The 19708-nt window shown below is 71.4% G+C and carries 16 protein-coding genes; 6 read left to right on the top strand and 10 right to left on the bottom strand.

What is annotated here, in order from left to right:
- Positions 1 to 21 precede the first annotated feature (21 nt).
- Entirely contained in the window at positions 22 to 681 is a 660-nt protein-coding gene (locus OG858_RS39150) for a hypothetical protein (protein ID WP_086751055.1), read from the top strand.
- Between the two features lie 143 nt (positions 682 to 824).
- On the opposite strand, the gene OG858_RS39145 is transcribed toward OG858_RS39150, so the two are convergent.
- Together OG858_RS39145 and OG858_RS39140 are read right to left on the bottom strand one after the other, a co-directional pair.
- The gene (locus tag OG858_RS39145; RefSeq protein ID WP_086751054.1) at positions 825 to 1694 is read right to left on the bottom strand and encodes an Fpg/Nei family DNA glycosylase; all 870 of its coding nucleotides are present in this window, start codon (positions 1692 to 1694) and stop codon (positions 825 to 827) included.
- Positions 1695 to 1854: 160 nt separating this feature from the next.
- The gene (locus OG858_RS39140) at positions 1855 to 3960 is read right to left on the bottom strand and encodes a SpoIIE family protein phosphatase (RefSeq protein WP_319065723.1); all 2106 of its coding nucleotides are present in this window, start codon (positions 3958 to 3960) and stop codon (positions 1855 to 1857) included.
- Between the two features lie 76 nt (positions 3961 to 4036).
- Between OG858_RS39140 and OG858_RS39135 the strand changes: the two genes are divergently transcribed.
- Positions 4037 to 5461 (top strand): lipase maturation factor family protein, encoded by a 1425-nt coding sequence (locus tag OG858_RS39135; protein ID WP_319065724.1) that lies wholly within the window; start codon positions 4037 to 4039, stop codon positions 5459 to 5461.
- Between the two features lie 147 nt (positions 5462 to 5608).
- Positions 5609 to 6958: an amidase gene (locus OG858_RS39130; protein ID WP_086746233.1), complete on the top strand. Its 1350-nt coding sequence runs from the start codon at positions 5609 to 5611 to the stop codon at positions 6956 to 6958.
- A 70-nt stretch (positions 6959 to 7028) separates the two neighbouring features.
- Here OG858_RS39130 and OG858_RS39125 read toward each other — a convergent pair whose 3' ends face one another.
- Both OG858_RS39125 and OG858_RS39120 read right to left on the bottom strand, forming a co-directional pair.
- Positions 7029 to 7511 carry a GNAT family N-acetyltransferase gene (locus OG858_RS39125; RefSeq protein ID WP_086746232.1) on the bottom strand — a complete coding sequence of 161 codons (483 nt, stop codon included), beginning with the start codon at positions 7509 to 7511 and terminating at the stop codon, positions 7029 to 7031.
- 49 nt (positions 7512 to 7560) lie between these two features.
- Positions 7561 to 7734 (bottom strand): hypothetical protein, encoded by a 174-nt coding sequence (locus OG858_RS39120; RefSeq protein WP_179200744.1) that lies wholly within the window; start codon positions 7732 to 7734, stop codon positions 7561 to 7563.
- Between the two features lie 495 nt (positions 7735 to 8229).
- On the opposite strand from OG858_RS39120, the gene OG858_RS39115 reads away from it, so the two are divergent.
- Positions 8230 to 8814, top strand: coding sequence for a hypothetical protein (locus OG858_RS39115; protein ID WP_086746231.1), 585 nt, complete (start codon positions 8230 to 8232; stop codon positions 8812 to 8814).
- Here OG858_RS39115 and OG858_RS39110 read toward each other — a convergent pair.
- The 5 genes from OG858_RS39110 to OG858_RS39090 form a co-directional block, all read right to left on the bottom strand.
- The gene (locus OG858_RS39110) at positions 8793 to 10286 is read right to left on the bottom strand and encodes an SDR family NAD(P)-dependent oxidoreductase (RefSeq protein ID WP_319065726.1); all 1494 of its coding nucleotides are present in this window, start codon (positions 10284 to 10286) and stop codon (positions 8793 to 8795) included. The two genes, OG858_RS39115 and OG858_RS39110, sit on opposite strands and share 22 nt — an antisense overlap.
- Before the next feature lie 311 nt (positions 10287 to 10597).
- Positions 10598 to 11944, bottom strand: coding sequence for a wax ester/triacylglycerol synthase family O-acyltransferase (locus tag OG858_RS39105; RefSeq protein WP_319065727.1), 1347 nt, complete (start codon positions 11942 to 11944; stop codon positions 10598 to 10600).
- A 165-nt stretch (positions 11945 to 12109) separates the two neighbouring features.
- Complete coding sequence (gene glgC, locus OG858_RS39100) at positions 12110 to 13330, bottom strand: glucose-1-phosphate adenylyltransferase (RefSeq protein WP_319065728.1); 1221 nt, start codon at positions 13328 to 13330, stop codon at positions 12110 to 12112.
- Between the two features lie 71 nt (positions 13331 to 13401).
- A complete protein-coding gene (gene glgA, locus OG858_RS39095) occupies positions 13402 to 14553 on the bottom strand; it encodes a glycogen synthase (protein ID WP_328543966.1) in 1152 nt (383 codons plus the stop codon).
- A 116-nt stretch (positions 14554 to 14669) separates the two neighbouring features.
- On the bottom strand, positions 14670 to 15413 hold the full coding sequence (locus tag OG858_RS39090; RefSeq protein WP_328543967.1) for a (2Fe-2S)-binding protein: 744 nt from the start codon (positions 15411 to 15413) through the stop codon (positions 14670 to 14672).
- Positions 15414 to 15641: 228 nt separating this feature from the next.
- Between OG858_RS39090 and OG858_RS39085 the strand changes: the two genes are divergently transcribed.
- Positions 15642 to 16760, top strand: coding sequence for a DMT family transporter (locus tag OG858_RS39085; RefSeq protein ID WP_256960779.1), 1119 nt, complete (start codon positions 15642 to 15644; stop codon positions 16758 to 16760).
- 53 nt (positions 16761 to 16813) lie between these two features.
- Here OG858_RS39085 and OG858_RS39080 read toward each other — a convergent pair whose 3' ends face one another.
- A complete protein-coding gene (locus tag OG858_RS39080; protein WP_327725446.1) occupies positions 16814 to 17914 on the bottom strand; it encodes a transglycosylase family protein in 1101 nt (366 codons plus the stop codon).
- A gap of 334 nt (positions 17915 to 18248) precedes the next feature.
- Between OG858_RS39080 and gndA the strand changes: the two genes are divergently transcribed.
- Complete coding sequence (gene gndA / locus OG858_RS39075) at positions 18249 to 19688, top strand: NADP-dependent phosphogluconate dehydrogenase (protein WP_086750928.1); 1440 nt, start codon at positions 18249 to 18251, stop codon at positions 19686 to 19688.
- Positions 19689 to 19708 lie beyond the last annotated feature (20 nt).

The following is a 19708-nucleotide window of genomic DNA, read 5'->3' as shown; positions in this document are numbered from 1 at the left end:
ACACCGGCCCGAGGAATTGCCATGTGGTCCCAGGATCGTCATCACGACGTCGGCGCGTACGCGCTGGGCGTGCTGGACGAGGTGGATTCGTTCCACTTCGAGGACCATGTCCGCGGCTGCCCCCAGTGCGCGGTACAGGTCACCGAGTTCCGTCCGGCTGCCCGGCAGCTGATGCTGTACCGCAACGCGACGCCGCGCGCCGTGCACCCCTTCGCGGCCCCCGGCCCCCGGATGCTGGGACGGCTGCTCGACGAGGTGACCGCCCGGCACCGCGCGAAGCGCAGGCGCTGGCTGTTCGCGCTGGCGGCCTCCGTCGTCATCGCCGTGGGCGGCCCCACCGTGGCCGTTCTCGCAGGTCCGGGGGAGGCGCCGGACACCGTCGCCGCCACCGACTCCAAGACGGGCGTGTGGGCCGAGGTCAAGGTCCAGGACCGGATCTGGGGCAGTGACATCGAGCTGAAGGTCAAGGAGGCGGACGGCGCCCACGCCTGCCGGCTCGTCGTGATCGGCAAGGACGGCTCCGAGGAGACGGCCGCCAACTGGAAGTCCCCCGAGGGCGCCGACAAGGCCTCCGAGATGATGGGGGGCACCGCGATGCAGCGCGAGGACATCAGCCACTTCGAGGTGCGCAGCCAGGAGGGCGAGCTTCTGGCGACCCTCAAGGCACCGGCATGGCGCTGAATCGGTCCGCCGGATCCGCCCCGGAATCCGCCCCCGAGTTCGCCACCGAATCCGCCCCCGATTGGTCCGTACCTTCAATGGTTGCGGATCATGGTCGAACCGGTCCGGGACCGCGTCGAGTGGCCCCCGGCCGCACGGCCGCGCTACTTGAGCAACCGTGACAGCCGTCGGTCGGCGAGGGGTCTGCCGCCCGTCTGGCAGGTCGGGCAGTACTGCAGCGAGGAATCGCTGAAGGACACCTCTCGGACGGTGTCACCGCACACCGGGCAGGGCTCCCCGGTCCGGCCGTGCACGCGGAGCCCGCTCTTCTTCTCCGCCTTCAGCCTCCCGGCCGCCAGCCCCCGGGAGCGCTCCACGGCCTCGGTGAGTGTCGCGCGCAGCGCCTCGTGGAGATGCCGGGTCTCCTCCGGCCTCAGCGACGAAGCCAGCTTGAAGGGCGACATCCTCGCGGCGTGCAGGATCTCGTCGCTGTACGCGTTCCCGATGCCCGCGATCAGGCTCTGGTCCCGGAGCGCGCCCTTGATCTGCCGCCGCTCACCCGCGAGCAGCCCCGCGAACCGGGTCACGTCGAACTCGTCGGCGAGGGGGTCCGGGCCGAGCCGGGCGACGCCCGGGACCTGCGCCGGATCCCGTACGACGTACACCGCCAGCCGCTTCTGCGTCCCGGCCTCGGTGAGGTCGAAGCCCTCGCCGGTCTCCAGGGCGACCCGCAGCGCGAGCGGGCTCTTGCCGCCCGGCCGCGGCGGACCGTCCGGCAGCCGGTCCCTCCAGTGCAGCCACCCGGCACGGGCCAGATGGGTCACCAGGTGCAGTTCACCACCGTCCGCCTCGATGCCGAGAAACTTTCCGTACCGCAGTACGCCCGTGATCTCCCGCCCCTCGAACGCGGTGACCGGCGGCTCGTACGTCTTCAGCACACTGATCGCCACGGGCAGCACCCGAACGACTTCATGACCGACGAGGCTCCCGACCAGGAAGTCCCGGAGCGCTTCGACTTCGGGCAATTCAGGCATACGTCAAGGGTGCCATGAGGTGCGTGGGTGGGTGCGGGCGAGTGGGGGGTTGTCTGCGGACCGAAAAGCACGGGCGCAGCCCGTGCTTTTCAGGGGCGCGGGGAACCGCGCGACCAGCCCCACCGGACCCGCACCCCGCCGACGCTCCCGCACCCCCGAGCTACTTGGCGCCCGCAACCCCTCGCTCACCCGGCAGCACGAACTCGCACCACACACACTTCCCCCCGCCCCGCGCCTCCACCCCCCACACGTCCGTCAGCCGGTCCACCAGCAGCAACCCTCTCCCCGACACTCCCGCCTCCCCCGCCTCCCGCCGCCGCGGCAACGCGCTGGAGGAGTCCTCCACCTCGACCCGCAACCGCCGGTCGGACCCGGCCAGCGCCCGCAGCGTCACGATCGCGGACCCCTCCGTGTGCATGAGCGCGTTGGTGATCAGCTCGTCGGCGACGAGCTCGATCTCGTCGGCCCGGTCCCGCGCACCCCAGGTGCGGACGGCCGCACCGATCATGTGCCTGGCCTCGGTGAGCGCCTCGGGGTCGCCGGGCCCGACATGCTGCTGGAGCCGCCCGCCGGGCTGTTCGGCGCTGCGGCTGCGGCGCCGGAGCAGGAGCAGGGCCACGTCGTCGTCGCCGCCCCTCTCCTCCGCCACGTCGATGAGCCGGTCGGCGAGATCGTCCACGTCGTCCGGCCCGGTGGCGACGAGTGCCCTCAGGGTCCGCATGCCGTCGTCGAGGTCGGCGCCCGGCTCCTCGATGAGGCCGTCGGTGCACAGCAGCAGCGTCTGCCCGGGGTCCAGCTCGACGGCGGTCACCGGGTACTCCAGGCCCCCGAACTCGGCGGACAGCCCGAGCGGCAGCCCCCCGTCCACGGTCACCCGGTGACAGGTGCCGTCGGTGTGCCGGATCAGGGGGTCGATGTGCCCGGCCCGGACCACCTGGACCACTCCGGTGGCCAGGTCGGCCTCCGCGTACAGGGCGGTCGCGAAGCGGTCGGTGTCGAGTTCGTGGAGGAAGGCGGAGGCGCGGGCCATCACGGTGGCCGGGGTGTGGCCCTCGGTGGCGTAGGCCTTCAGGACGATGCGGAGCTGGCCCATGACGGCCGCCGCGTGCGTGTCGTGGCCCTGGACGTCGCCGATCACCGCGCCGACGCGTCCGCCGGGCAGCGGGATGAGGTCGTACCAGTCGCCGCCGATGTCCCGGCCGAGAGAGCCCCCGAAGGAGGCGGCCCGGTAGCGGACGGCGATGTCGGCGCCCGGGAAGCTGGGGATGGACCGGGGCAGCATGGCCTGCTGGAGGCCCTCGGCGAGGTCCTTCTCCTGCTCGTAGAACATGGCTCGCTGCAGGCTCTGGGCGATGCTGCTGCCGAGTGCGACGAGGACGTCCCGCTCCTCCCCGGTGAAGCCCCGCCGGTCGCTGTAGAGCAGTCCCATCGCGCCGATCGGGCGGGCCTGCACGATCAGCGGCAGATAGGCGGCCGAGGTGATCTCGAGGTCGGTGATGTGCGGCCACAGCAGCGGATACGACTCGGCGAACTCCTCCGGCGACTCGATGAAGTGCGGTACGAGCTGTCGTACGACCTCGTTCATCGGGTACTTCACGTCGAGGCGGGTGATCCGGGTGCCGGGCACATAGCTGTCCTCGGGGCCGGCGGCGACCATCCGGATCCGTCCGGCCTCGACCAGGCCCATGACCAGGCTGGCGGCGCCGAGGTGGGTGAGGCCGTCGGTGTCCTCCAGGACGTCGATCACGTCCTGGACGGTCCGGGCGTGGGCCAGGGCGGCCGTGATGACCTGGACGACGTTGGTCTGTTTGCGGCGGACCTCGTCGTGCGCGGCCCGCTCGGTGCGGGAGCGGATCTCGCGCAGCTCCCGGGTGGCGTCGCGGACGATGCCGATGACGCGGTAGGGGCGGCCCGTCCCGTCGCGGCGGATGTAACCCTGGGTGTGGGTCCAGCGCAGGGTGCCGTCGCGCAGCCGGATGCGGAAGTAGGCCCCGTAGTTCTCGCTGCCGTCCTTGAGGGCCTGCGAGACGAGGGTGTCGAGTCTGCGGCCCTCCATCGGCGGCACCCGCGGCGACAGGCTTTCGGGTCTGCCGTCGTATTCGTCCGGGCGGATGTCGAAGATCTCGTGGGCGGTGGCGTCCATGTGGAACGCACCGGCGTCGAGGTCCCAGTCGAAGGTGCCCATGAGGTTGAGCGCCAGGACCGGATCCGGGTGGGCGAGCCAGTCGTCCGGGACGTCCGAATCGCTCGCTCCCCGATCAACCATGGGGACACTTTGACAGTATTTGCCCGATTATTCGAGTGGAGAGATCGTCGTCGATCCGCTCACTATCGTCGGTACCGTGGACTGGTTCACCGCACCCGACTACTGGCTGGGCCGACTGCTCTTCCAGCGGTCCCTGGCCGTCGTCTATCTGGTCGCCTTCCTGGGGGCGGCCCTGCAGTTCCGCGCGCTGATCGGCGAGCGCGGCATGCTGCCGGTGCCCCGATTCGTCGAGCGGGTGCCGTTCCGGCGGGCGCCGAGCGTGTTCCACCGCCACTACTCGGACCGTTTCTTCGCGGGGTGGGCCTGGGCGGGCTGCGCGGTGTCGGCGGCGCTCGTCGCGGGGGTGGACTCGCTGCTGCCTCTCTGGGCGGGCATGGTGCTGTGGCTCGTGCCGTGGGCGATGTACCTGTCGATCGTGAACGTCGGCCAGACCTGGTACGCGTTCGGCTGGGAGTCCCTGCTCCTGGAGGTCGGCTTCCTGGCCGTCTTCCTGGGCAACGACGAGGTGGCGCCGCCGGTCGTCGCGCTGTTCCTGGTGCGCTGGGTGCTGTTCCGGGTCGAGTTCGGCGCCGGGCTGATCAAGATGCGCGGCGACGCGTGCTGGCGGAAGCTGACCTGTCTGTACCACCACCACGAGACGCAGCCGATGCCCGGCCCGTTCAGCTGGTTCTTCCACCACCTCCCGAAGCCGTTGCACCGGGTCGAGGCGGCCGCCAACCACGTCACCCAGCTCGTGGTCCCGTTCCTGCTCTTCACCCCGCAGCCGATCGCGACGGCCGCCGCCTCGCTGATGATCCTGACCCAGCTGTGGCTGGTCCTGTCGGGCAACTTCTCCTGGCTGAACTGGATCACGATCGTGCTGGCCGTGTCCGCGGTCGACTTCGGGACGCCGGCGCCGGACACCCCCGAAGCACCTCTCTGGTACACGGTCGTCGTGCTCGCCGCCGCCGCACTGCTCCTCGGACTCAGCTACCACCCGGTCCGCAACATGGTCTCCCGCCGCCAGGTCATGAACCGCTCCTTCGACCCGCTGCACCTGGTCAACACCTACGGGGCGTTCGGCAGCGTCAGCCGGGTGCGGTACGAGGTGGTGGTCGAGGGCACGGCGGACGACGTGCCGCGCGAGGACTCGCAGTGGCGGGAGTACGAGTTCAAGGGCAAGCCGGGCGATCCGAGGCGCTGGCCGCGCCAGTTCGCCCCGTACCATCTGCGGCTCGACTGGCTGATGTGGTTCGCCGCCCTCTCCCCCGCGTACGCCGGCTCCTGGTTCGGCGCCCTGATGGAACGGCTCCTGGAGAACGACCGCGACACCCTCCGCCTGCTCCGCCGCTCCCCCTTCCCCGCCGACGCCCCGCCCCGGTTCGTCCGCGCCCGCCTCTTCCGCTACCGCTACACGACCTGGCGCGAGCTGCGGGAGACCGGGGCGTGCTGGGACCGGACGTACGTACGTGAGTTCATGCCGCCCACGCGGCTGACCACGTCGCCCGCGCGGAGCGCGTAGCGAGGCCACGGACGGACTTGTTCACGGCGGACTCTCGACGCGGGGCCGTGCCGCAGGGCACAGTGCTCCCGTACTCGACCACTACTCACGAGTACGCCCCTCCGTCGCGTACGACACCGACGCGCACGACACCGCCAGGGAGCGCCCGTGACCAGCTGGGTCGGCCGGACCGCCGCCGAGATGTCCGCCGCCGTGCGGGAGAAGCGGGTCACACCGCGTGAGGTGGTGGCGGAGCATCTGGCGCGGATCGAGGCGTTGGACGGGCGGGTCGGGGCGTTCCGCAAGGTACGGGCGGAGGCGGCCCTGGCTGAGGCCGACGAGGTGGCCGGCCGCGCCGAGCTGGCCGAACTGCCCCTGGCGGGCGTACCGGTGGCGATCAAGGACAACCTCGCCGTGCGGGGCGAGTCCACCCGGAACGGGTCCGCCGCGACCCCCGGGACACCGGCCGAGGACGACCATGTGACGGTGGCCCGGCTGCGGGCGGCGGGCGCGGTGGTCGTGGGGCTCACGAACGTGCCCGAGCTGTGTGTCTTCGGCACCACGGACGGCGTCCACGGCACCGCCCGCAACCCCTGGGACACCTCGCGTACGACGGGCGGCTCGTCCGGCGGCAGCGCTGCCGCGGTCGCCGCCGGGCTGGTGCCGCTGGCCCTCGGCAACGACGGAATGGGATCGCTGCGGATACCGGCTGCCAACTGCGGTCTGCTCGGGCTCAAGCCGGGCTTCGGAGTCGTCCCCGCGGACATCGGGCACGGCGACTGGTTCGGCATGTCCGAGAACGGCCCGCTGGCCACGACCGTCGAGGACGCCCGGCTGATGTTCGGGATACTGGCGGGCTCGGACACCGGACGGCCCTGCGGCACCACCCCGCCCTCACCGAGCATCGCCCTGTCCGTGCGCAGCCCCCTGGTCGGCGTGACCGTCACCCGCCCGTACGCCGATGCCGCGCGCCGGGCGGCCGAGCTGCTGGCCGGGGCCGGGCTGACGGTCCGGCCGGCCGATCCGTCGTATCCCGTCTGGCTGGGCACGACCTCGCTGGCGCACTGGACGGCGGGCACCGCGGTGGACGCCGAGGGCCTCGATCCGAAGCTGCTCACCCGGCGCACGCGGGTGCACGCGGCCGTGGGGCGGCGCTTTGTGAAGGGGGTCCGCACGGGCGACCGCCGGGAGCAGCTGCGCCGGCGTCTGGAGCCGTTCTTCGCCGAGCACGACGTGCTGCTCACACCGGCGCTCGCCCGGCGCGGGCCCGCCGCCGCGAACTGGCACGAGCGGGGGTGGCTGCGCAATCTGCTGGTGAACACCAACTACTCGCCGTTGACCCCGCCGTGGAACCTCACGGGCTGGCCGGCGATGTCGGTGCCGTTCGGCACGCTGCCGTCGGGCGCGCCCTGTGCGGTGCAGTTGGTGGGCCGCCCGGGCTCGGAGCCCGAACTCCTGGAGGTGGCGGGCCGGTTGGAGAAGCTGAATCCGTGGCGGCGGACGGCGCCGATCGACTGACCCCGGGACACGGCCCGGCGGCGCCGGAACAGCCCTGTCCGGCCGGAACAGCCTCGTCCGGCCGGCCGCGTCAGAGCGCCTTGTACATGATGTGCAGCCCCACCCGGCCGTCCTTCGGGTGCTCGAACGCGTCCGGGACGGTACCGAGGACGGTGAAGCCGAGTGAGGTCCAGAGACGTACGGCGGGGTTGGTCTCGACGACGGCGTTGAACACCATGCCGCGGAAGCCCTGGATCTCGGCCTCGGTGAGGACATGTGCGGCGAGGGCGCGGCCGATGCCCTGGCCGGCACGGTCGGGGTCGACCATGAAGCCCGCGTTGGCGATGCGGGCGGCGGGTCCGCCGTAGTTGGGGGTGAGGTAGGCCGAGCCGACCACCGCTCCGGTCTCGTCCTCGACGACGTACACGCGCTTCGTGGGCGCCATCCACAGGGTGCGGGCGGCTTCCTCGGAGATGTCCGGGTCCCAGGTGTAGGTCTCGCCGGCGGCGACGACGCGGTGCCAGAACGGCCAGATCCCGGGCCAGTCGTCGGCGGTGGCTTCTCTGATCTGCATGGGCGCGAGTCTGGCACGCCCATGCAGACGGCGATCGTGATCCTGCCGGTCAGTCCACGCTGGGCAGGATGTGGGGCTCCGCGAGGTCGTCCTCGTAGCCCGCCAGTCGGATCGGGGCGGACCTGGCCCACACGTCCAGGCTGCCGAGTTCCTTCTTCGACCGGCCGCCGCCCTCGGTGCGTTCCTTGGGGCGTTGATCGCCATTCGTGTTCTCTGGTGTCACCGCGCACTCCTTATGTGTCGGGTCACCCTCGGGACGTCGGCCCAGCCTGCCGCTGCGCGCCTGACGTCCGCTCGGGTCTGAGTCGATGTCAGTTCGGACGCGGTGGCGCCGGATTACCTGGTGTGAGAGCAGGCCGTGGTGACCGGCTTGTCCCGGGACGGACCGTGGGTGTGGGTGGGACCCATATCAGGCTGTCCGTCCGGTACAGAGTAACCAAATGAGCGGGCGGCCGCTCTATGGGGCTGAAAACAAGAGGTAACTGTCTAGAGTCGTTCAGCGCCCAGCAGGCCACACCCTAGGGCAATTTGACCCATTTGGTAGCTTTTCTCATCACCCGTTCGGCTCAGTACTCGAACCCCGCACCGCCCCGACGACCCATCGGTTCGTCGGCCTCGGCGCGTAGTTCAGGTCCCGTTGGCCGGATCGCAAGCCGACCATGATCTGCTCATGTGCCGCAACGGCATTTCTCACGGGCGGACTCGGGAGGACCGGCGGATGGAACTGCGCAGCGTCGATGAGCTGATGGATCTGCTGCACGCCCGCCGGGGCGGCGGCAGGACGCCGGACCGCCGCCGGGACGGACCGGACCGCACTCCGGGCACCTGTACCGATCCGCACGAGCACGCGCTGCGGACCGCCGCGCTGCTGCGCCGGGGGCGCCCCGCCGACAAGGAGCTCCAGGTGGCCGGCCTGGTCCACACCCTCGGGCAGTTGCTCCGACCGGGTGACGACACGAGCCACGCGGACCTGGCCGCCGAAGCGGTCCGGCCACTGCTCGGCGACCGGGTCGCACATCTCGTACGCCTGCACGCCCTCGGCCCCGACCACCTCGTACGACTGCATGCGGGCGGCTGGGTGGACACCGGTCTCGTCGAGGACGTGCTGACGCTACGCCAGGCGGACGAGGCGGGCCGGTCGGCCGGGGTGGACGCCGGGGTCCTGGAGGACTGGCGCACCGTGCTGGAACTGGTGGCGGACCGGGCGCACCAGACCGAGCGGGACCGCCGCCCCCGTGCGGCCGACCGGGCTGGCCGGGCCGGCCGGGTCGGGGCGTCGTCTCACCACTTGCCGGGCGCGTAGTCCTTCAGGAAGACGCCGTACACGTCCTCGCCCTGCTCGCCGAGCACCACCGGGTCGTAGACGCGGGCCGCGCCGTCGACGAGGTCGAGCGGGGCGTGGAAGCCCTCGTCGGCGAGGCGCAGCTTGTCGAAGTGGGGGCGCTCGTCGGTGATCCAGCCGGTGTCGACCGAGGTCATGAGGATGCCGTCGGTCTGGAACATCTCCTGGGCGCTGGTCCGTGTGACCATGTTCATCGCGGCCTTGGCGGCGTTGGTGTTCGGGTGGCCCGCGCCCTTGTAGCCACGGCCGAAGACGCCTTCCATCGCCGAGACGTTCACGATGTACGCGCGCTTGCTGGTCGCCTTCCTGGCGGCCTCGGCCATGGCCGGGCGGAGCTTGCTGATCAGGATGAAGGGCGCCGTGTAGTTGCACAGCTGGGTCTCCAGCAGCTCCACCGGGGAGATCTGCTCGATGGTCTGCACCCAGGTGTTGCTGTCGACCACGTCGGGAACGAGGCCGCCCGCGTCGATGGCGGTGCCGTCGAGGTGCCGGGCGACGCTGGCGTTGCCCGCGACCAGGGCGAGGTCGGCGACCTGCTGCGCGTCGAGGCCGCTGATGCCGACGGGCAGCGCGGTCAGGCCGTCCACGGCGCCGGAGTTGAAGGCGCCGATGACGTGGTGCGCGGGCAGCTCGCCGGCGGGCAGCGGTGCGCTCTCCCCCTCGACCAGGGCGGCGTAGGCGGAGGGCAGGCGGCGTACGGTCTGGGTCGCGTTGTTGATGAGGATGTCGAGGGGGCCCGCCTCGGCGACCTGGTCGGCGAGGGCGACGGCCTGGGCCGGGTCGCGCAGGTCGATGCCGACGACCTCCAGGCGGTGCAGCCAGTCCGCCGAGTCGTCCATGGCCTTGAAGCGGCGGATGGCGTCCTTCGGGAAACGCGTGCTGATCGTGGTGTGCGCGCCGTCGCGCAGCAGCCGCAGGGCGATGTACATGCCGATCTTGGCGCGGCCGCCGGTGAGCAGGGCGCGCTTGCCGGTGAGGTCGGCGCGGACGTCGCGCTTGCCTCGGTTCAGGGCGGCGCAGTCGGCGCAGAGCTGGTGGTAGAAGTAGTCGACCTCGACGTACCGGGTCTTGCAGGTGTAGCAGGAGCGCGGGCGCTGGAGTATCCCCGCGATCTTCCCGGCCTCGGTCACCGACGACGGGAGAATGCCCTCGGTCTCGTCGTCGATCCGCTGGGCGGAGCCGGTGGCGGTGGACTCCGTGACCGCCTTGTCGTGCGCGGTCTTGGCGGCGCGGCGTTCCTGGCGGCGGCGCTGCTTCACCGTGCGGTAGACACCGGCCGTCGCCCGGCGCACCGCGATCGCGTCGGGGTGGTCGACCTCCAGCTTGTCCAGCTCGTCCAGCACGCTGAGGCACACGGCGAGCCGCTCCGGATCGATGCCCGGGCCGTGCACGACCTCGTCCGTGGTCGCCGGACCGTCCTCTGTCACCGTCATCGCGCTGCCGCTTCCCTGATCCCGTGCGGCGCGCCAACCGCATCCGCCGTCGAACGCGGAATTCTACGGAGCGGCGGCCCCGGTCACCAAAAACCAGCTCCCGCCCCCGCCGCCCCTACCCGTCCCATCCCCCGGGCTGCGCCCCTTCGCCCCCCATCCGCCGCACCCCTTTCAGGGGCGCGGGGAACTGCGCGAACGTGGTCCGGGGCGGAGCCCCGAGTCTGTGACGGGGGTCGAAGGGGGCACAGCCCCTGGGGATGGGACGGGTAGGGGCGGCGGGGGCGAGGAACTCTCCGGTCACCCCCGGCGTGTCACGGCTCACACGCCGCCAACAGGTCCTGGACCTCCCGGGTGACCGCCCGGGAGAGCAGCTCCAGATCCGGAACGGCCTCCGCGTCGGCGACCAGCCCGTAGTGGACGCTTCCCCGGTACGTCGAGACGGCCACGGCGAGCGACTGGCCGTGGGCGAGCGGAGCCAGGGGGTAGATCTCCGCGAGCGGGCAGCCGCCGAGGCGGAGGCCGAGGCTCGGCAGGGGGACGCTGGTGACGAGGATGTCGAACCAGAGGCGGGCCGCCTGGCTGACGAGCGGGCCGCCGAGCCGGTGGCCGAGGGGCAGCACATGATCCGCGAGGAGGGCGACCGCGCCGGCGCCCCGGTTGGGCCCGGCGTCCTTGTTGCGGTCCATCGCCGCGCGCACCGTACGCAACCGCCCGAGCGGGTCCGGGTCGTCCACGGGCAGTTTCATCAGGTACCCGGAGAGCCGGTTGCCCTGCGGGTGCGCCGTACGCGGGCGGCGCCTGGAGACGGGGATCAGGGCCCGGGGCGCGACCCCCTCGCTGCCGTCCCCGCGCTCGTCCAGCCACCGCCGCAGCGCCCCCGCCACCACGGCGATGAGGACGTCGTTGACGGTGCCGCCGACGGTCTTGCGGATCCGGTGCACGTCGTCGAGGTCCACGAGCACCCCGGCGGTACGGCGGGTGCCGCTGGCCTCGGAGGTCAGCGCGGCGGAGGACCGGGCGCCGAGGGTCGCGTCGAGCGTGGTGCGGGCGACGGAGGCGCCGATGTCGAGCGCGCGCCCGAGGTCGGAGAAGGTACCCCGGACCAGGCCGGGCAGCTTGCGCACCTCGTCAAGGAGGCCGCGCGGCGGTTCCGCGGGGCGCGGCCGGGGCGCGGGCATGTCGATGGGGTCCATGACGGCGGCGGCGAGCGTCAGCGCCCGCAGTCCGTCGGCCAGGGCGTGGTGGAACTTGAACAGCACGGCGAAGGAGGTGCCGTCCTCCCCGGGGAGCACATGCGCCTCCCACGGCGGGCGGCCGCGCTCCAGCGGGCGCTCCATCAGCCGGCCGGCCACCTCGTGGAAGTCCGCGGTCGGCGCGTGCAGCCGTACGTGGTCGAAGGGCTCGAAGTCGGTGACGGGCTCCCGGGTCGCGCCGCCGAACGCCAGCGGCAGCCGTACGTCCGGGAGCCATACGTCCCGGATCCGCATCCGCAGCCCCGGTACCGCGGCGGCCCGCGTGGCGAGCAGCTCGGCGGCGTGGGCTCCCGCGGTGGGCGAGTTCGCGGTGAAGACGCCCAGGGCGGCCAGGTGCATGGGATGTTCGGCGGACTCGATGTTCCAGAACGCAAGGTCGAGTGGGGCGAGCAGGTCAGAAGTCAATGGCTTGCCTCGCGTCGACGACGGGTGAGTCAGCAGTCAATCGCTGTTGGCCGATTACGGTCAAGTACGATCAAGCTACGCACAGTTAACATCAGATTACGTCCCACCTCCTGGCGAAGGTGGGACGCATGGGACATCTGTGTTCACCGGGGTCACCCTGACGGACTAAGACACCCGCTGCCCCTTCCCCAGGGCGATCACTCCACCCCTGGAGACGGTGTACAACTCGGCGTCCCGTTCGGGGTTGACTCCGATCGTGGCCCCCGGGGGCACCTGGACGTTCTTGTCGAGCACGGCCCCCCGGACGACCGCGCCCCGCCCGATGTGGACGTTGTCGTGCAGGACCGAGCCCTGGACGACCGCACCCGGGTCGACGACGACACCCGGCGACAGGATGGACCTGGTCACCTGGCCGCGGATCAGACAGCCAGAACTGATGATCGACTCGCTGGCGATGCCGCCCGCGTTGAAGCGGGCCGGGGAGAGCTGGCCGGAGCTGGTGTAGATGGGCCAGCTGCGGTTGAAGAGGTTGAAGGCGGGGCGCTCGGCGATGAGGTCCATATGGGCGTCGTAGTAGGCGTCGAGCGAACCGACGTCTCGCCAGTACCCCTGGTCGCGGGTGGTCTCGCCGGGCACGTGGTTGGCGCTGAAGTCGTACAGCTGCGCCTCGCCCCGGTCGGTGAGCTGGGGCAGGATCGAGCCGCCCATGTCGTGGACGGAGCTCTCGTCCTCGGCGTCACGCTGGAGCGCCTCCACCAGGGCCTTGGTGGTGAAGATGTAGTTGCCCATCGAGGCGAACACGGATTCGGGATCGTCGACCAGGCCCGGCGGGTCGGACGGCTTCTCCAGGAAGCGCTCCACGGTCCGGCCGTCGGAGCCGGGCGTGATCACACCGAAGGACGACGACTCCGTGCGCGGCACGCGGATGCCGGCCACCGTCACGCCCGCGCCGCCCTCGATGTGCTGCGCCAGCATCTGGCGGGGATCCATGCGGTAGACGTGGTCGGCGCCGAACACGGCGACGTACTCCGGCTGTTCGTCGTGCACCAGGTTCAGTGACTGCAGCAGCGCGTCCGCGCTGCCCAGGTACCAGCGCGGACCCAGCCGCTGCTGCGCCGGGACCGGGGTGACGTAGTTGCCCAGCAGGCTCGACATCCGCCAGGTCGTGGTGATGTGCCGGTCCAGCGAGTGCGACTTGTACTGCGTGAGCACGCAGATGCGCAGAATGTCCGCGTTGACGAGATTGGAGAGCACGAAATCCACCAGGCGATACGTTCCGCCGAAAGTCACGGCTGGTTTCGCACGGTCGGCGGTCAAGGGCATCAGCCTCTTGCCCTCCCCGCCCGCCAGTACGATTCCCAGCACCGAAGGTCCACCCCGCCGCATCCCGCCGCCCCTCTACGCCCGCTCGTGCCGAACCCTGTTCCTTGGCCAGCCCTGCTTGAGGGCTTCCTCGACTAGCCCTGTTTGAGGACTTCCTCGTACAGCTGGACCGTCCGCCGGGCGACCGCGTCCCAGCCGAACTCCCGCACCACCCGCTCCCGTCCGGCCTCGCCCATACGGGCGGCCGCCCGGGGATCGGCGAGCACCGAGTCGAGAGCCCGGGCCAGCCGGTCCTCGAAGCCGTCCTCGGCCGACACGAGGAGGCCCGTGACACCGTCCTCCACGACCTCCGGGATGCCGCCGACCCGCGAGGCCACCACGGCCGTGCCGCAGGCCATGGCCTCCAGGTTGACAATACCCAGCGGCTCGTACACCGACGGGCAGACGAACACCGCGGCGTGCGTGAGGAGCTGGATCACATCCGGGCGCGGCAGCATCTGCGGGATCCAGAACAGGCCCTCGCGCGTGCGGCTCAGTTCCGCGAAGAGGTCGCGGAACTCCTGGTCTGTCTCCGGGGTGTCGGGTGCGCCCGCGCAGAGCACGACCTGCACGGCCGGGTCGATGTCCCGTACGGCACGCAGCAGGTGGGGCACGCCCTTCTGCCGGGTGATGCGGCCGACGAAGAGGACGTACGGGCGGCCGGTGTCGATGCCGATGCGGCCGAGGACGTCCGTGCCGTGGTCCGGCCGGTAGAGGGAGGTGTCGATGCCGTTGTGCACGACGTGGAGCTTCGCCGGGTCCAGGGCGGGATAGCAGTCGAGGATGTCGTCGCGCATGGCGCCGGACACGGCGATCACCGCGTCGGCGGACTCCACGGCGGTGCGCTCGGCCCAGCTGGACAGGGCGTAGCCGCCGCCCAGCTGCTCGGCCTTCCAGGGGCGAAGCGGCTCCAGCGAGTGGGCGGTCACGACGTGCGGGATGCCGTGCAGCAGCTTGCCGAAGTGGCCGGCGAGGTTGGCGTACCAGGTGTGCGAGTGGACCAGTTCGCGGCCTTCGAGACCGGCCGCGATGGAGAGGTCCACGGAGAAGGTGCGCAGCGCGTCGTTGGCGCCGTCGAGCGCGGACCAGGGCCGGTGGCGTACGACGCCGCCGCCCGCCCCCTCGCCCCAGCAGTGCACGTCCAGGTCGACGAGGGACCTCAACTCGCGGGCGAGGAACTCGACATGGACACCCGCGCCACCGTAGACGTCGGGCGGATACTCCCGGGTCAGCAGGCCGACTCGCACCCGGAACCCCCTGTCTCAGCGGCTGGTTCCCACATGGTCACCCAGAAGGGTCGGTTGGGGAAGACCACGATTTTCGCGCGGTGGCTCTCCCGGGGTCAGGCACGGCGGCGACGAGGTCAGGTGCGGCGGCGGCCACCGAGGGGCCGCGGGCCGGGCGGCCGGTCGAAGCAGCAGTCCCCGCACAGGCCACCGCCGGGCAGCCGGTAGTAGAGACAGCAGCTGCGGCGGCGGTACGTCACCGGGTCGAGCGTGCCCGCCAGGGCGGGGTGCGCGAACAGCTCGGCGGCGAGCGCGCGGGCCCGACTCGCTTCCTCCGTACGGCCGTTGGCGGCGGCCCAGTGGTCGATCTGGCGCACCGCCCCCATCAGCGCAGAGGCCGCGTTCCCCCACAGCAGGCGCTCGGAGACGGGCAGTTGAGCGCGCAGAGCCGCCGCCAGCGGTACGAGGTGGCCGTCCCGTACGACCTCGCCGATCCGCTCGGCGGGCAGGCTCCGCACCTCGGTCAGCCACAGCTCGTCCGGGGCGCTCGCGTCCGCGTCCCAGCACAGGAGGCCCGGGTCCAGGTCGAGGACGCGGCCGTACAGGGCTGCCGCGCCGAGGGCCACCGACCACAGGCGGGCGGCGAAACCGAGGTGGGCGATGGAGGCGGCCACGCGCGGTTCGGGCGCCCGCACACTCCGCGCGACCTTCCGGACACGGAAAATTACGGGATTCGCGTAAACCTCCCTTTCCACATGGGCATCCCGTGCCGCATAGGCCTCCGCGAGGGTGGGCAGGGGACCGTGCGGCGGTTCGCCCGTGCGTAGTACGAAGAAACCGCCGAGGGCCGAGAGGGCGTCGAGGCCGGGGTCGTGATCCACGAGGACGAGTAGTACCAGGGCCCGGGGGCGTGTTCACCTGTGGGCTTGCACTCCGTGTCACCCACCCTGGGTATGACGGTGGGCCCGTCGTACTCCAACGGCAGTAGGACTCATTGAGTGCTCAGGTACGACGACGCGAACACTTTCGCGAGGCATCGTGGTCACTATGAAAGCCGAGCGTTCACCGCGCCGGGCCCGGAGCCCCCGCGCTTCGCTGAGGAGCAGCTCATGAGTGCCCTCGCGTTGTCCGTACTGTTGTCGTTCGTCTCCGCCGTCGCGTACGCGGGCGGGGCGATCGTCCAGGAGCGTGTCGCGGTGTCCTCCCCCGCCCCGTCCTACGCGCCGCTGCGCCGGCCGGTCTGGTGGGCCGCCGTCGGACTGAACGGCCTCGGTGGGCTGCTGCACGTGGTGGCCCTGGCCTACGGCCCCCTGAGCGTGGTGCAGCCGCTCGGTGCGCTGACCATCGTCTTCGCCCTGCCCATGGCGGCTCTGTTCGTGGGCCGCAGGGCGGGTGCGACTGCCTGGCGGGGCGCGATCATGGCGACGGTGGGTCTCGCGGGCCTGCTCTCCCTGGTCGGCTCGGCCGACGTGCAGTCGCTGGACACCACCCAGCGTGTGCTGGTGGCCGTGGTCAGCGGTGGCGCGGTGGCCGCACTGATGGTGGCGGGCCGCGCCGCGCACCGGCACCCGGCGGTGCGCAGCATCCTGCTGGCGGTCGCCTCCGGTGTCGCGTTCGGCATGTCCTCGGTCTTCACGAAGACGGTCGCCGTCGACTGGACGGACGGCGTCGCGCTCTCCGACGTGCCGACCCTCGCGGTCATAGGCGTCTTCGCGACGGCCGGTCTGCTGCTGTCCCAGGCCGCCTATCGGGGCGGCGGCCTCGCGGCCCCGCTCGCCACGCTCACCGTGGTGAACCCGGTGGTGGCGGCCGCGGTCGGCATCACGATGTTCGGCGAGACGTTCCGCTACGGCACGGCCGGCACCCTCCTCGCGCTGGGCTGCGGCGTCGTCGCGGCGGGCGGTCTGATCCTGCTGACCACCGAGCGCCTCGGCGACGAGGTCCGGGCCGAGCGGACCGACGAGGAAGCCCCGGTCACGGCCGCCGACCGGCAGTCCCTGGCCCTGGAGGAGCTGCTCGCGGGGCTTCCGCGGCGCACCGCGGAGATCCCGGCCGCAGGCGACGCCATCGGCCTGGACAAGCGCGTGGTCGTACCGGCCCCGTTCCTGGGGAGGAGCGCGGCGGACGAGGACGACGCACCGCCCGGCCTGCTGCTGCAACCGTTCCACGGCGAGCTGTACGTGCCCAGGACACTTCTCGACCGGCACCGCGACCGCGTGAAATCCTGAGCGGGAGGCCCGGACCGGGCCTCCCGCTCCGGGTCCGGGCCTCCCGCACCGCGTCAGATCCGCACCCCTCCCGCACGCAGGTAGGCGATCGGATCGATGTCGCTGCCGAAGCCGGGCCCCGTCCGCACCTCGAAGTGCAGATGCGGGCCCGAGCTGTTGCCGGTGGAGCCGGAGCGGCCGATGCGCTGGCCCGCGCCCACGTTCTGGCCGGCCTTCACGGAGATCGCCGACAGATGGGCGTACTGCGTGTAGCGGCCGTCGGCGTGCCGGATCACCACCTGGTAGCCGAAGGAGCCGCCCCAGCCCGAGGTGACGACCTCACCGGCGGCCACGGACTTCACGGAGCTGCCGGTCGCCACGGGGAAGTCGACGCCCGTGTGGTAGCCCTTGGACCAGGAGGAGCCCGAGGCCCGGTAGGGCGTGCCCAGGGAGGCACTCACCGGGGCGACGAAGGACGCCGACTCCTGCCGCTTCTCGGACGGCTGCTCCTTCTGCTTCTGCTCCTTCTGAACCTTCTTCTGTTCTTTCTTCTGCTCTTTCTGCTGTTCCTTTTTCTGTTCCTTCTTCTGACCCGTCGTGTTCAGGCTCAGCCGCTGTCCGGGGACTATCACGTCCGGATCGGAGCCGATGGTTCTGCGGTTGGCCTCGTAGAGCTTGCGCCAACCGCCCCTGACCTCACGGGAATCGGCGATCTCGGAGAGGGTGTCGCCCTGGACCACCGTGTACATCTCGACCCTGCCGGCCTGTGACTGTGGCGTGGTCTGGGGTTTCACGTCCCCGATCGTGAGGCCGGCGGGGCCCGAACACGTGGGCCAGGCCCCGGGGCCCTGCCCGTCGAGGACCTTCTCGGCGATCGCGATCTGCTGTTCCTTGGTGGCCAGGTCCGCGCGGGCGGCGTAGGCCGTACCGCCGAAGGCCTCCCAGGTGGACTGGCTGAACTGGAGACCGCCGTAGTACCCGTTCCCGGTGTTGATGTTCCAGTCGTTGGTGGACTCACAGGCCGCGACCTTGTCCCAGGTCTCGACATCGGCCGCTTCCGCGACCCCGGTGCCGATCAACGGGAGCGCCATCCCGGCGCCGCCCGCCGTGACGGTGAGTGAAGCGCGGTTGATCCTGTTCGGCTGGTACCGGCGGTGCCGACCGCGTACGGCCATGGAGAAGCCCCCTCGCATATGCCATGAGCCGCAAAAGTAAGTGCCCCGAACCGGCCATGACAAGACGAAAAACCAGCCGCTCCCGTCCCACGAATGGCGAGTAAGCAACCTGCTCCGGCGCGTAAGTGCCCCCGTCCGGCGCGCGAGTGAGCAGGGACGGCGCACAAGCAACCGGGTTGCGCCCCCATTGAGGCAGGTAGGGCCCTTCCCGCGTACTCAAGCCCGGCAGGCCGCGCAGTGCGGACGGGGCCGGTGCACGTCAGGATGGCCCGAAGGACAATACTGGCGTGCAGGAACGGCACCACCGATATCAGGACCCATAGGAGCCAACCGTATGAGCACTTCAGCCCAGATCGGCGTCACCGGCCTCGCGGTCATGGGGAGCAACCTCGCCCGCAACTTCGCCCGCAACGGCTACACGGTCGCCGTCCACAACCGCTCCGCGGCGAAGACCCACGCGCTGATCAAGGAGCACGGGCACGAGGGCGACTTCATCGCGGCCGAGACCGCCAAGGACTTCGTGCAGGCGCTGGAGAGGCCCCGGCGCCTGGTCGTCATGGTGAAGGCGGGCGGGCCGACGGACGCGGTGATCGAGGAGTTCGCGCCGCTCCTGGAGCCCGGCGACATGATCATCGACGGTGGCAACGCGCACTTCGCCGACACCCGCCGCCGGGAGGCCGCGCTGCGCGACCAGGGCATCCACTTCGTCGGCGCCGGCATCTCCGGCGGCGAGGAGGGCGCGCTCAACGGGCCGAGCATCATGCCGGGCGGCCCGGTCGAGTCGTACGACTCCCTCGGCCCGATGCTGGAGAAGATCTCCGCGAAGGCCTCCGACGGCGCGCCGTGCGTCACGCACGTGGGGCCGGACGGCGCCGGGCACTTCGTGAAGATGGTCCACAACGGCATCGAGTACGCCGACATGCAGCTGATCGGCGAGGCGTACCAACTGCTGCGCGATGTGGCCGGATACAGCCCCGCGCAGATCGCGGAGATCTTCCGTACCTGGAACACCGGGCGGCTCGACTCGTATCTGATCGAGATCACGGCCGAGGTGCTGGCGCACGTGGACGCCGCCACCGGCAAGCCGTTCGTGGACGTGGTCGTCGACCAGGCGGAGCAGAAGGGCACCGGCCGCTGGACCGTCCAGATCGCGCTGGACCTGGGCGTTCCGGTCTCCGGCATCGCCGAGGCCGTCTTCGCGCGCTCCCTGTCGGGCCACGCCGCGCTGCGCGACGCCTCCCGCTCGCTGGCCGGCCCCAGGGCCACGCCGCTCAGCGCGGCCGAGGCGGGCGCCTTCGCCGACCGGGTCGAGCAGGCGCTGTACGCCTCCAAGATCGTGTCGTACACCCAGGGCTTCCACGAGATCGACGCGGCCCGTGACGAGTACGACTGGAACATCGACCTCGGCAAGGTGGCGTCGATCTGGCGGGGCGGCTGCATCATCCGCGCGGCCTTCCTCGACCGGATCCGTGCCGCGTACGACGCCCGGCCCGACCTGCCGAGCCTGCTCTCCGACGACGCGTTCGCCCAGGAGATCGCGGCGGCGCAGGACGACTGGCGCGAGGTGCTGGTGGCCGCGACGCGTCAGGGTGTGCCGACGCCCGGGTTCGCGGCGGCGCTGGCGTACTACGACGCGCTGCGCGCCGAGCGGTTGCCCGCGGCGCTCACGCAGGGGCAGCGGGACTTCTTCGGGGCGCACACGTACCGGAGGGTGGACCGGGAGGGGTCGTTCCACACGCTGTGGGGACAGGGCCGCGGTGAGGTCGAAGCCTAAAGGAGCGAGAGCGCGGATCG

Origin of the sequence: Streptomyces europaeiscabiei (assembly GCF_036346855.1) — a bacterium.
Lineage (GTDB): Bacteria > Actinomycetota > Actinomycetes > Streptomycetales > Streptomycetaceae > Streptomyces > Streptomyces europaeiscabiei.
This window is presented reverse-complemented; position numbering and strand designations above follow the sequence as displayed.